This window comes from Pseudomonas sp. AA-38, from assembly GCF_029457475.1.
Taxonomy (GTDB): Bacteria; Pseudomonadota; Gammaproteobacteria; order Pseudomonadales; family Pseudomonadaceae; genus Aquipseudomonas.
Window position 1 is genome coordinate 4,893,167 of sequence record NZ_CP120359.1, and the last position, 13,159, is coordinate 4,906,325.

Annotated in this window: 10 protein-coding genes; 2 read left to right on the top strand and 8 right to left on the bottom strand. The window is 63.7% G+C overall.

Annotated features, from left to right (window positions below):
• Positions 1-59: 59 nt before the first annotated feature.
• The 4 genes from PVE35_RS22450 to glyA all read right to left on the bottom strand — a co-directional run bounded on the left by PVE35_RS22450 (position 60) and on the right by glyA (position 6,163).
• A complete protein-coding gene (locus PVE35_RS22450; RefSeq protein WP_277373033.1) occupies positions 60-3,077 on the bottom strand; it encodes a sarcosine oxidase subunit alpha in 3,018 nt (1,005 codons plus the stop codon).
• Complete coding sequence (locus PVE35_RS22455) at positions 3,074-3,400, bottom strand: sarcosine oxidase subunit delta (RefSeq protein ID WP_268179294.1); 327 nt, start codon at positions 3,398-3,400, stop codon at positions 3,074-3,076. Before PVE35_RS22455 ends, PVE35_RS22450 begins: the two co-directional genes overlap by 4 nt.
• A 192-nt stretch (positions 3,401-3,592) precedes the next feature.
• Complete coding sequence (locus PVE35_RS22460) at positions 3,593-4,843, bottom strand: sarcosine oxidase subunit beta family protein (RefSeq protein ID WP_268179295.1); 1,251 nt, start codon at positions 4,841-4,843, stop codon at positions 3,593-3,595.
• 66 nt (positions 4,844-4,909) lie between these two features.
• The gene (gene glyA, locus PVE35_RS22465) at positions 4,910-6,163 is read right to left on the bottom strand and encodes a serine hydroxymethyltransferase (protein WP_268179296.1); all 1,254 of its coding nucleotides are present in this window, start codon (positions 6,161-6,163) and stop codon (positions 4,910-4,912) included.
• Positions 6,164-6,520: 357 nt separating this feature from the next.
• On the opposite strand from glyA, the gene PVE35_RS22470 reads away from it, so the two are divergent.
• Positions 6,521-7,534 carry a GlxA family transcriptional regulator gene (locus PVE35_RS22470; RefSeq protein WP_277373034.1) on the top strand — a complete coding sequence of 338 codons (1,014 nt, stop codon included), beginning with the start codon at positions 6,521-6,523 and terminating at the stop codon, positions 7,532-7,534.
• A 32-nt stretch (positions 7,535-7,566) separates the two neighbouring features.
• Here the strand turns inward: PVE35_RS22470 and PVE35_RS22475 are convergent, their stop codons facing one another.
• The 3 genes from PVE35_RS22475 to PVE35_RS22485 all read right to left on the bottom strand — a co-directional run bounded on the left by PVE35_RS22475 (position 7,567) and on the right by PVE35_RS22485 (position 10,469).
• Positions 7,567-8,778 (bottom strand): M24 family metallopeptidase, encoded by a 1,212-nt coding sequence (locus PVE35_RS22475; RefSeq protein WP_277373035.1) that lies wholly within the window; start codon positions 8,776-8,778, stop codon positions 7,567-7,569.
• Positions 8,779-8,971: 193 nt separating this feature from the next.
• Complete coding sequence (locus PVE35_RS22480; RefSeq protein WP_277373036.1) at positions 8,972-9,433, bottom strand: hypothetical protein; 462 nt, start codon at positions 9,431-9,433, stop codon at positions 8,972-8,974.
• 736 nt (positions 9,434-10,169) lie between these two features.
• Complete coding sequence (locus PVE35_RS22485; RefSeq protein WP_268179300.1) at positions 10,170-10,469, bottom strand: hypothetical protein; 300 nt, start codon at positions 10,467-10,469, stop codon at positions 10,170-10,172.
• Positions 10,470-10,711: 242 nt separating this feature from the next.
• Between PVE35_RS22485 and PVE35_RS22490 the strand changes: the two genes are divergently transcribed.
• Entirely contained in the window at positions 10,712-11,752 is a 1,041-nt protein-coding gene (locus tag PVE35_RS22490; RefSeq protein WP_268179301.1) for a low specificity L-threonine aldolase, read from the top strand.
• A 151-nt stretch (positions 11,753-11,903) separates the two neighbouring features.
• On the opposite strand, the gene gbcB is transcribed toward PVE35_RS22490, so the two are convergent.
• The gene (gene gbcB, locus PVE35_RS22495) at positions 11,904-13,010 is read right to left on the bottom strand and encodes a glycine-betaine demethylase subunit GbcB (RefSeq protein ID WP_268179302.1); all 1,107 of its coding nucleotides are present in this window, start codon (positions 13,008-13,010) and stop codon (positions 11,904-11,906) included.
• Positions 13,011-13,159: the final 149 nt, after the last annotated feature.

Sequence of the window (13,159 nt, forward strand, 5' to 3'; positions counted from 1 at the left end):
GGTGCGCCTGGGCACCCTCGGATTCTTGCGGCTTGACGCTTGCGGCTTGCAACTCGACGTCAGACATTCTGGCGATCCCCTTTCGGGTCATAGAACACGGGGCTGACGATTTCGGCTTCGATCACGCTGCCATCAACCAGCGGCGCGAAGACGCGCTCGCCGATGCGCTTGAGACCACCGCGCACCAAGGCCATGGCGAAGGAATGACCCATCGCGGCGCTCATGTAGCTGGAGGTGACGTGGCCAACCATGGTCATCGGAATCGACTGCTTGGGATCGAACACCAGTTGCGCACCTTCCGGCAGCACCTTGTTCGGATCCAGCGGCTTGAGGCCGACCAGTTGCTTGCGGTTCTCCTTCAGGCAATCCTCGCGGTTCATGCCACGCCAGCCGATCCAGGAGAACGGCTTGGTACGGCCCACGCACCAGCCCATGCCGAGGTCGTCCGGGGTGACCGAACCATCGGTGTCCTGCCCGACGATGATGAAGCCCTTCTCGGCGCGCAGCACGTGCATGGTCTCGGTGCCGTAAGGCGTCAGGCCGTACTTCTCGCCGGCGGCGATGATCTGCTCCCACACGCCCAGGGCATAGTTGGCCTGCACGTTGACTTCGTAGGACAGCTCACCGGTGAAGGAGATACGGAACACCCGAGCCGGTACGCCACCCACCTTGCCTTCCTTCCAGCTCATGAAGGGGAAGGCGTCCTTGTCCAGGTCGATGTCGGTGACTTCGGCCAGCAGCTTGCGGCTGTTGGGGCCGGACAGGGTCATGGTGGCCCAATGGTCGGTGACCGAGGTGAAATACACCTTCAGCTCCGGCCACTCGGTCTGGTGGTAGATCTCCAGCCATTCCATCACCCGTGCGGCGCCGCCGGTGGTGGTGGTCATGACGAAATGGTTGTCGGCCAGGCAGGCGGTCACACCGTCGTCGAAGACCATGCCATCTTCCTTGCACATCAGGCCGTAGCGGGCCTTGCCCACGTCCAGCTTGGTCCAGGCGTTGGTGTAGACGCGGTTGAGGAACTCGCGCGCATCCGGGCCCTGAATGTCGATCTTGCCCAGGGTCGAGGCATCGAGGATGCCCACCGCGTTGCGCACGGCCAGGCACTCGCGGGCCACAGCGGCGTGCATGTCTTCGCCGTTTTTCGGGAAGTACCAGGGACGCTTCCACTGGCCGACATCCTCGAACTCGGCACCGTTCTCCAGGTGCCATTTCTGCATGGCGGTGTAGCGCTTGGGCTCGAACAGCTCGCCGCAGTGACGGCCGGCGATGGCGCCGAAAGTCACCGGGGTGTAGTTCGGGCGGAACATGGTGGTGCCCATCTCGGCAATGCTGATGCCGATGGAACGAGCCGCGATGGCCAGACCGTTGATGTTGCCCAGCTTACCCTGATCGGTACCGAAGCCCAGCGCAGTGTAGCGCTTGACGTGCTCGACCGACTCGAAGCCTTCGCGGGTGGCCAGTTCGATACCGGCAGCGGTGACGTCGTTCTGCTGGTCGACGAACTGCTTGGGCGCACGCGAGGTGCCCTTGTCGTGCGGCACCTGGAACAGCGCAACGGTAGCTTCCTCGATGCGCTTCTCAGCCTTCGGCAGGGTGCCGGTCACGGCGTTGAAGCCCACTTCGGCAGCCGCCTTGGCGCCGGCCTCGAAACCATCGGCCAGGGCGTCGCCCAGACCGAACACACCGTTGACCGCACCGGCGCAATGACGCTTCTGGAAGCCTTCACCCGGCACGAAGGCGAGGATGTCTTCGCGCCAGACCGGACGACCGCCCAGGTGCGAGGCCAGGTGCACCACCGGGCTGTAGCCGCCGGAGCTGGCGATCAGGTCGCAGTCGACCACTTCACCCGGGCTGGTGACCTTGTGCTTGACGGTGTCGATGGCGCAGATGCGCGCACCGCTCACACGCTTGCTACCACGCGCTTCGACCACGGCACTGCCGGTGAGGATACGCACACCACGTCGGCGCGCTTCTTCGACCCAGCTACCGCGCGGGTTGCTGCGCGCGTCGGCCACGGCGACCACCTGGCGACCGGCATCGAGCCAGTCGAGCACCACGCGGTAGGCGTAATCGTTGTTGGTCGACAGCACCAGCTTCTGGCCGGGCGCCACGCCGTAGCGGCGCACGTAGGTCGACACGGCGTCGGCCAGCATGTTGCCGGGCACGTCGTTGTTGGCGTACACCAGCGGCCGCTCATGAGCGCCGGTGGCCAGCACCACACGGCCGGCACGCACACGGTGCATGCGCTGACGCGGCTGGCCCATCGGGGCGACTTCACCGAGGTGGTCGGTGAGGCGCTGGTGGATGGTGAGGAAGTTGTGGTCGTGGTAACCGTTGACCGTGGCGCGCGGCAGCAGGGTCACTTCCGGCATCTTTTGCAGCTCGGCGATGGCCTTGGCAGCCCAGTCGGCGGCCGGCTTGTCATCGAGCATCTCGCGGGTGGACAGCAGGCTGCCACCGAATTCTTCCTGTTCGTCGGCGAGGATCACCCGTGCGCCACTGCGACCGGCAGCCAGCGCTGCGGCCAGACCGGCAGGGCCGGCACCGACCACCAGCACGTCGCAGTGCCGGTTCATGTAGTCGTAGATGTCCGGATCGTTTTCCTTCGGCGAACGACCGAGACCAGCGGCCTTACGAATGTACTTTTCGTAGGTCAGCCACAGGTTCTGCGGGTACATGAAGGTCTTGTAGTAGAAACCGGGCGGCATCATGCCGCCGCCAACCTTGCCGAGAATACCCATCAGGTCGGTGTTGACGCTCGGCCAGCCGTTGGTGCTGGCAGCCGTCAGGCCCTGGTACAGCGCCTGCTGGGTGGCACGCACGTTGGGGATCTGCGCCGCTTCGGTGGAGCCGATCTGCAGCACGGCATTGGGCTCTTCGGCACCGGCGGCGACGATGCCGCGCGGACGCGAGTACTTGAAGCTACGGCCGATCACGTCGACACCGTTGGCCAGCAGCGCAGCGGCCAGGGTATCGCCGGCGTAACCCTGGTAGGTCTGGCCGTTGAAACTGAAGGTCAGGGGCTGGCTGCGGTCGATACGGCCACCCTGGGAAAGACGATTGACCTGGCTCATGCCGTTACTCCTTGGTCGGCGGCCTTCTTCGCAGCGACAGTGGCTTCAGTCACGCTGGGGCTCTCGCCGATCTTGTAGGTTTCGAGAATCTCGTAACTCACCGTGTGGCGAGTGACGTTGAAGTACTGACGGCAGCCCGCCGCGTGAATCCACAACTCGTGGTGGATGCCGCGCGGGTTATCGCGGAAGAACAGGTACTCGCCCCACTCCTCGTCGGTGCAGGCGTTCGGATCCAGCGGGCGCGCGATGTGCGCCTGGCCGCTGACGTGAAACTCTTCTTCGGAACGCAATTCGCCGCAGTGAGGGCAGAAGATATGCAACATGGTGGAGCCTCCGCTTTACTCCCCTCTCCCGCTTGCGGGAGAGGGGCCGGGGGAGAGGGTGCTCAGCGCACCAGCACTCCCGAACTCTGTTATCGGGAACGGGAATGCCGAACCTGGCCCCCTCTCCCGCCCTTCGGGCACCCTCTCCCATAAATGGGAGAGGGGCATCAGCCTTCGCGCTACGCGCGACCTTTAATGCGCCACACCGGCCGCGCCGTGCTCATCGATCAGCGCACCGTTGTGGAAGCGCTCGATGGAGAAGGGCTTGGCCAGCGGATGCATCTCGCCCTTGGCCAGGCTGGCAGCGAACACGTTGCCCGAACCCGGCGTGGCCTTGAAGCCACCGGTACCCCAACCGCAGTTGATGAACAGGTTCTTCACTGGCGTCTTGGCGATGATCGGGCAGGCGTCCGGCGTGGTGTCGACGATGCCGCCCCACTGGCGGTTCATGCGCACGCGCGACAGCACCGGGAACATCTCGACGATGGCCTGCAGGGTGTGTTCGATGGTCGGGTAGGAACCACGTTGGCCGTAGCCGTTGTAGCCGTCGATACCGGCGCCGATGACCAGGTCGCCCTTGTCCGACTGGCTGATGTAGCCGTGTACGGCGTTGGACATGATCACGGTGTCGATGATCGGCTTGATCGGCTCGGAGACCAGGGCTTGCAGCGGGTGCGATTCCAGCGGCAGGCGGAAGCCAGCCAGCTTGGCCAGGTGCCCGGAGTTACCGGCAGCGACCAGGCCGACGCGCTTGGCGCCGATGAAGCCCTTGGTGGTCTCGACGCCGATCACCGCACCGTTTTCCTTGCGGAAGCCGATCACTTCGGTCTGCTGGATCAGGTCGACGCCCAGGGCGTCGGCGGCACGGGCGAAGCCCCAGGCCACGGCATCGTGGCGGGCCACGCCGCCACGGCGCTGCAGCGAGGCACCGAGAATCGGGTAACGGGTGTTCTTCGAGCAATCCAGGTAGGGGATCATCTCCGCCACCTGCTTGGCGTCCACTACCTCACCGTCGATACCGTTGAGGCGGTTGGCGCTGACGCGGCGCTCGATGTCACGCATGTCCTGCAGGGTGTGGCCGAGGTTGAACACGCCACGCTGGGAGAACATGACGTTGTAGTTGAGGTCTTGCGACAGACCTTCCCACAGCTTCATCGCGTGCTCGTACAGGTGCGCGGACTCGTCCCACAGGTAGTTGGAACGGACGATGGTGGTGTTACGCGCGGTGTTGCCACCGCCAAGCCAGCCCTTCTCCACCACGGCGACGTTCTTCACGCCGAATTCCTTGGCCAGGTAGTAGGCCGTGGCCAGGCCGTGACCGCCACCGCCGACGATGACCACGTCATAAACCGGCTTGGGCGTCGGATTGCGCCACATGCGCTGCCAGTTCTCATGATGGCTGAACGAGTGCTTGAACAGGCCGAAGCCGGAATAACGTTGCATGGGCATGCTCCAGGGTTCTACTGCCCTCTCGCGACTGCGCGAGAGGGGCTGAGAGAGAAGGTTGGCTTAGCGATAGACCGGGTAGTCCGCGCACAGCCCGGCGACCAGCTTGGCCACCTGCGCCTCGACATCGGCATCGCCAAGGTGGTCGAGGATGTCGCAGATCCAGCCGGCCAGGCTCTGGCACTGGGCGACCTTGAAGCCACGGGTGGTCACGGCCGGGGTACCGATGCGGATACCCGAGGTGACGAACGGCGACTGCGGGTCGTTCGGTACGGCGTTCTTGTTCACAGTGATGCCGGCGCGGCCCAGGGCAGCGTCCGCATCCTTGCCGGTCAGGCCCTGCTTGATCAGGCTGAGCAGGAACAGGTGGTTGTCGGTACCGCCGGACACCACTTCGTAGCCGCGCTCGACGAATACCTTGGCCATGGCCTGAGCGTTGTCGATGACCTGCTGCTGGTAAGCCTTGAACTCAGGCTCCATGGCTTCCTTGAAGCACACCGCCTTGGCGGCGATCACGTGCATCAGCGGGCCGCCCTGGGCGCCTGGGAACACGGCGGAGTTGAGCTTCTTCTCGATCTCCTCGTTGGCCTTGGCCAGGATCAGGCCGCCACGCGGACCGCGCAGGGTCTTGTGGGTGGTGGTGGTGACCACGTCAGCGAACGGAATCGGGTTCGGGTACAGACCGGCAGCAACCAGGCCAGCGACGTGGGCCATGTCGACGAACAGGTAGGCACCGACCTTGTCGGCGATGGCGCGGAAGCGCGGGAAGTCCAGGGTTTTGGAGTAGGCGGAGAAGCCGGCAACGATGATCTTCGGCTTGTGCTCGACGGCCAGACGCTCGACTTCGTCGTAATCGATCAGGCCGGTGGCGGTGTCCAGACCATACTGCACGGCGTTGTACAGCTTGCCCGAGGACGACACCTTGGCGCCGTGAGTCAGGTGGCCGCCATGGGCCAGGCTCATGCCGAGGATGGTGTCACCGGCGTTGAGCAGTGCCAGGTAGACGGCGCTGTTGGCCGAGGAGCCGGAGTGCGGTTGGACGTTGGCGTAATCGGCACCGAACAGTTGCTTGGCGCGATCGATGGCCAGTTGCTCGACCTTGTCGACGTACTCGCAGCCACCGTAGTAGCGCTTGCCCGGGTAGCCTTCGGCGTACTTGTTGGTCAGGCCGCTGCCCTGCGCTTCCATCACGCGCTGGCTGCAATAGTTTTCCGAGGCGATCAGCTCGATGTGCTCTTCCTGGCGACGCTCTTCCTGGTCGATGGCGGCGAGCAATTCATCGTCATAACCCTGGATCTTGTCCTGCTTGCTGAACATCTCGGTCTCCCGGCAACCCGTCAGGGTCGCATCTGTGTTGGTGAGGCTCCCGTCGCAGCGGCTCACGGAGCCACCGACAAGGCGTCTGTTGGAGGCGATTGTGCGAAATAGCCTGGGGGGTCATTTGCCTAATTACGACTTCAAAATGCTCAAACTGACCTGCCCCGAATCACGCGATGAGCGGTAATGGCGCTGCCTGGCGGCGCTTCGCCTGGTATGTCGTGTAGAGACAGGTTGCGACACCCGTCACGGCGCCGGACAGCCGGCGAATGAGGGTAAGATCGAGCCTGCCCCGCCTGGCGGGTGCGTAGCGCCATCCCGACGCCCGCACTGGCAAGCAACGGACAGGAGCCACCCATGAAGCATGCTGAGCCTCAGCGCCTGCAATTACCTGATTGCGACAAGTTGAAGACCTTCGGTTTCCTGCTTATCCCCAACTTCACCACCATCGGCTTCGCCTCGGCCATCGAGCCTCTGCGCATCGCTGGCCTGGCCGCTGGAAGGCCGCTGTATCGCAGCGTACTGATCTCCAGCGACAACCAGCCGGTGGCGGCCAGCAACGGCGTGCGCGTGATGACCGACAGCAGCCCCGAACAGGCGCCAGCTCTGGACGCCCTGTTCATCGTCGGCGCCAACCCGATCCCGGAGAAATACGACCGTGCCCTGCTCGCCTGGCTGCGTCGCCTGGCCGAACAGGGCGTGCCCCTGGGCGGCATCTGCACCGGCAGCCACCTGCTGGCCAGCGCCGGCCTGCTCGAAGGCTATCGCTGCACCCTGCATTGGGAGAATATCGAACAGATCAAAGCACGGTTTCCACGCATCATCGTCTCCCACCAACTCTACGAACTGGATCGCGATCGCTATACCTGTTCGGGCGGCACCGCGGCGCTGGACATGACCTTGCAACTGATCAGCCGCGAACCCGATGGCGCCGAGATCGCCAGCCGCGCCGCCGAACTGCTGCTGTGCGAGCGGGTACGCAACGCCCGCGACCCGCAGCGCATCCCCTTGCGCCAGAAAATCGGTAACACCCAACCCAAGCTGAGCCAGATCGTGGCGATCATGGAAGCGAACCTGGAAGAGCCCCTGGAGCTGGAAGAGCTGGCACGCCTCAACGAGGTGTCGGTGCGCCAACTGGAGCGGCTGTTTCACAAGTACCTGGCGCGCACGCCCAGCCAGTACTACCTGGAGCTGCGCCTGCAGCGGGCGCGCGAGCTGTTGCTATGCAGTGAAGCCCCGGTGGGTGAGATCGCCCTGACCTGCGGCTTCTCGTCAGCGGCGCATTTTTCCAAGAGCTACAGCCGCCAGTTCGGCCTGTCGCCACGCCGCGAACGCCAGCACAGCGGCATGGCCGTGCCGGCGCGCTCTTAGCGCCATTGCCATAGCAGCGGCACGGCAGCTCGCTATCGAGCGATGATGTTGTGCTCCGGGCCATAGGGGAAACGGGTGATATTTTCGGCGCCGCTCTCGGTGACGATGAGGATGTCGTGCTCGCGATAGCCGCCGGCGCCTGGCAGGCCTTCCGGCAGCATGATCATCGGCTCCATGGACAGCACCATGCCCGGCTCCAGCAGGGTCTCGACATCCTCGCGCAGCTCCAGCCCCGTCTCACGCCCGTAGTAATGGTTGAGGACACCGAAGGAGTGGCCGTAGCCGAAGGTGCGGTACTGCAGCAGATCATGACTGAGGTAGATCTCGTTGAGCGCATGGGCGATATCGCAACAGCGCACGCCTGGTCTGATCAGGGCGAGCCCGGCCTCATGCACTTCGACGTTGGCCTGCCAGAGTCGCAGATGCGCGTCACTGCAGTGATCGAGGAACAGAGTGCGTTCCAGAGCCGTGTAGTAGCCGGCGATCATGGGGAAACAGTTGAGGCTGAGGATGTCGCCTGCGTTGACCTTGCGCGTGGTCAAGGGGTTGTGCGCACCGTCGGTGTTGATGCCGGACTGGAACCAAGCCCAGGTGTCCATCAGTTCCACCTCCTCGAAGGTGGCGGCGATGGCGCGCACCATGGCCTGGGTGGCATGCAGGGCCACTTCGTACTCCGGCACCTGATCGCGCAGCGCTTCCAGCGCCGCCGCACCGCCGATATCGGCAATACGAGCACCATGGCGGATCAGCGCATGCTCCTCCGCAGACTTGATCATGCGCAAGCGCATGCAAGGCGCGGCGACATCCACCAGTTCGGCATTCGGATAGCGGGCTGCCAGCCGTTCACGGTGCTGCAGGGTCAGGTGATCAAACTCGACGCCGATGCGGCCGGCCTTCGGCAGTGCCTGCTCGATGGCGACGAGGTCGTTGTCACGCTGCCAGTCGCTGTAGACGATATTGTCGGTAGCGACGGCGCGCCGCCACGGCCTGCCGCCGTCGATCTTGGCGCTGATGCTGACGATGGCGTCCTGGGTCACCACCAGCGCATAGCAACGGCCAAAGGCGCAGTAGAGGAAGTCACTGTAGTAATTGATGTTGTGATACGAGGTAAAGATCGCCGCATCAATGTTCTCGCTCGCCAGGTGCGCGCGCAGCCTGGCGTGACGATTGGCGTACTCCTTGGCAGAGAAGGTCGATCTGACCTTTTCACCGTTTTCAATCCGAAGCGTTTGCGGCATCTGCATGGCATCGATCCCTTTGCTGGTGACGCGGCCCATCGGACTGATGAGCCGTTGCAATGGATTGCAGCAGAAGCACCCCAGACTTTTTTGTACGCCTGCGACCCGAAGTTGGCCGGATCCGCTTTGCCACTGCAGGCCCATTCATGCGCGATCATGGCGCCACCATGAATTCGCCCCTGCACCTCTGTGGCGGCGCTCAGTGCAGCATCTGACCCGGGGGCGGCAACGGCTCGAATGCCAGCCCGTCACTGATCGCCCTGATCAGCATTCGGCCATGGCGGCCGCCGATCATTTGCAGCATCGGCTCCAGGCCGGGCGCACCGAGAAACACGCCGGCTCGTGCCAGGTCGCACAACTGGCACTCCAGCTCGGGCCTGTGCGCCTGCGCCTCGTCATCGCCACGACAGAGGATCAAGCCATACAGCTTATCCGCTGCGCCCAGGGCGCGATCCGGGGTGACCCACATGCCATTGTTGGCACGCCGTGCTCGCCCATCCAGACTGAGCGTCTGCCAGCGGTAGAGCGTGCACCCAGCCAACTGATTGGCCATACGCAGCGGTTCCAGAGCAGCAGCCAACGCCATCAGACAGAAGCCTTCATCCAGCAGGAAACCGATGGACGCCACGGCGGCATCCGCCACCTTCTGCGCTGCGCTCATGCCGCAACGCCTTGCACAAGGCCGGGAGCAGGTACATCGGCTCGCGACAGAGGCGAGGGTGAGACTGCGAATTTGCTCGGGTAGAAAACGCAGATGACCATGACAGGACTCCTTGGCGGCGACGCGCAGCAGGACGTAATGCTGCGATTGTCACGGCCAGCCAAGTTGACCTGTTGCTCAGAATCGACGCCAAGGTGTTAAACGCCGCCCCGGCCTTATCCACCCCACAGGTGGATCAAGCTGTGGATAAGCCGTGCACTCGGCGCTCATCGCCAGGCCTCACGCAGGCTCCGGCCAATCGTTCGTTTCCTGATCGATATCAAACAGTTAGCGACTACCAATGATGCACAGAAAACGTGGATCACCCTGTGGAAAAGCTGTAGTCAGATCATCGCAGCCCCCGTGGAGACTGGAGCTTCTGCCGCTGTTCGTTGTCCATACACCCACCGCAGCGTGCCGGCTTATCCACCCGTTGCGGATGCCAGCAAGGAACGATGCCTGGGGATATGCACAGAAGCTGTGGATGAAGCTGTGCGCAGCTTGTTCGAGGAGTGCTTCAGGCCAGGAAAACCAAGGCCTGCCGCCGGACGATCAAAAATCGAACAAGATCAATCAGATAGAGATCTGTTGTGCACAAATACCCTGGACTTCTCTGTGCGCTGCCTGTGGACACTTGACGCCAGGCCGGAGCCCACGGGGCTCCGGCGCAAACGCACAGCATTTGCTCAGCAGGCGATCAGGGCTTGAGTTCGCCACTGCAACTGCTGGAGGCCTTCACCAGGCGCTGCTGCATGGCCTGATCCGGTGGCGACTGGCGGCTCATGGCCTCCAGCTCCTCTTCGCTGAACTCCTCGCTGACCTTGGTCGCCGCACAGTCGCAATAGGCCCGCAGTTGCGGCTCTTCGTAGCCAGCCGGGGCGCCGTTGATGCACTGCTGCACGAAGTCGTTCTTGGCCTTGTCCGACCACTCGGCAGCACTGACGGGCAGCGCCAGAACCAGGGGTAGAGCGGCGGCAAGCAGATGACGATAAGGCATGGAAAACTCCTTCTCTGGATGACGGAAAGCGGACCGAATGCCGCTCTCTGTAAGGTGTGAACCCCATGCAAAGCCTCTAGTTCCATCCCGGAGCCGAACGGCTGTGCACGCCCCCACCATGCAGGGCGCATCGCATCAGCGCAACAACACGTCGCTGCAACGGACGCCGCCAGCGCTGCGCGGGCAGTATAGTGAGGATTTGCCGGCACCCTTGCCGGCTGCTTTTCAGAAGGAACGCGCCAATGCCCGACAATGCCCAGCAATTTGCCAGCGACAACTATTCCGGCATCTGTCCCGAAGCCTGGGCCGCCATGGCCGAGGCCAACCAGGGCCACCAACGCGCCTACGGTGACGACGAATGGACGGCGCGCGCCGCCGATCATTTCCGGCGCCTGCTCGACACCGACTGCGAAGTGTTCTTCGCCTTCAACGGCACCGCCGCCAACTCCCTGGCCCTGGCCTCGCTGTGCCAGAGCTACCACAGCGTGATCTGCGCGGAGACCGCCCACGTCGAAACCGACGAATGCGGCGCACCGGAGTTTTTCTCTAACGGCTCCAAGCTGCTGCTGGCCAGCACCGAGAACGGCAAGCTGACACCCCAGGCGATCCGCGAGATCGCCCTCAAGCGCCAGGATATCCACTACCCGAAACCGCGCGTGGTCACCCTCACCCAGGCCACCGAAGTCGGCACCGTGTACCGCCCGGAGGAAGTCCGCGCCATCAGCCAGACCTGCAAGGAACTGGGCCTGCACCTGCACATGGACGGCGCGCGCTTCTCCAACGCCTGCGCCTTCCTCGGCTGCAGCCCGGCCGAGCTGACCTGGAAAGCGGGGGTCGACGTGCTGTGCTTCGGCGGCACCAAGAACGGCATGGCGGTAGGCGAGGCCATCGTCTTCTTCGACAAGGCGCTGGCCGAGGACTTCGACTACCGCTGCAAGCAGGCCGGCCAGCTTGCCTCGAAAATGCGCTATCTATCGGCGCCCTGGGTCGGCATCCTGCAGGACGGTGCCTGGCTGCGTTATGCCCAGCACGCCAACCGCTGCGCTCAGTTGCTCGCTTCGCTGGTCGCAGACATCCCCGGCGTCAGCCTGATGTTCCCGGTGGAGGCCAACGGCGTGTTCCTGCAGCTCTCGGAGCCGGCCATCGCCGCCCTCAGCGCCCGCGGCTGGCGTTTCTACACCTTCATCGGCGCCGGTGGCGCGCGTTTCATGTGTAGCTGGGATAGCGACGAAGCCCGCGTGCGCCAGCTCGCTGCCGATATCCGTGAAGTGATGAGCGCCTGAAAACGCCAGAGGCCCCGCAAGCGGAGCCTCTGATTGTGCAGCCAGGTAGCCGGATGCAATCCGGGGAAACGGATCGACCGTCCCGGATTTCATCCGGGCTACAGACCCGTAGGGTGCGCTGCGCGCACCAGCCCCAGAGCCGACGTGGCGATCAGTAATCGATCGCCACGTCGCCCTTGGGCACGCTGCAGCAAGACAGGATGTAACCCTCGGCCACATCTTCGTCGGTGATGCCGCCGTTGTGCTCCATGTCCACCTCGCCGGCGGTCTTCATCACCTTGCAGGTACCGCAGATGCCCATGCCGCAGGCTTTGGGAATGTGCAGACCGAGCTTGGCAGCGGCAGCATGGACGGTCTCGCCAGGCGCGACCCGAATGCTCTTGCCGGTGCTGATGAATTCCACCTGATTGAGCTCGCCCACCGGCACTTCCGGGGCATCGGCCGCTTCGGCGGCCAGTTCCTTGACCTCGGCACTGATCTCCGGCGGCGTGGGGCCGAAGGCCTCCTCGTGGTAGCGGCTCATGTCGTAGCCGGACGCCTCGAGCAGACGCTTGACCGCGCTCATGTAGGGCGTTGGGCCACAGCAGAAGATCTCGCGCTCGAGGAAGTCCGGCGCGATCAGTTCCAGCATCGGCTTGTTCAGGTAACCACGATAGCCTGCCCAGGCCTCACCCAGGCCGTGCTTCTCGCAGATCACATGCACGCTGAAGTTGCTGATGCGCGCCGCCATGTGCTCCAGCTCACGCTGGTAGATGATGTCCTTGGGCGAACGCGCGCTGTGCACGAAGACCATGTCGACGTTGGCATTGGTGTCGTAGAACCAGCGCGCCATGGACATGACCGGCGTAATGCCGACACCACCGGAGAGGTAGAGCACCTTGTCGGAAGGGAAATCGATGGCGTTGAACAGCCCCACAGGGCCATGCACCGGCACCTCGTCACCTTCCTTGAGGTTGTCGTGCAACCAGTTCGATACCTTGCCGCCCGGCACGCGCTTGATGGTGATGGAGAAGCTATAGGGCACCGAAGGCGAGCTGGAAATGGTGTACGAACGCATGATCGGCTGGCCGTCGATCTCCAGCTCCAGGGTGACGAACTGCCCCGGCTTGAAGAAGAACAGCACCGGTTGATCGGCCATGAAGCAGAACGTACGGACATCCCAGGTTTCCTGGATGACCTTGACGCAGCGCACCAGGTGGCGGCCATTGGTCCAGGTCTGCGTGGTAACCGGGTTGAGGAAGGCGTTGGTAGTGGTCATGAACAGCTCTCCACGTGGCCGGATATCGGCCTATATGCGGCGGATTGTGCGAAAGGCAGAGAGTCGTCATTTATCTACCAACGACATCCACATACTTATCGCGACCTGCCCCATGACACGGGGCCTGGCGCGTCGGAAACGCATCCGGC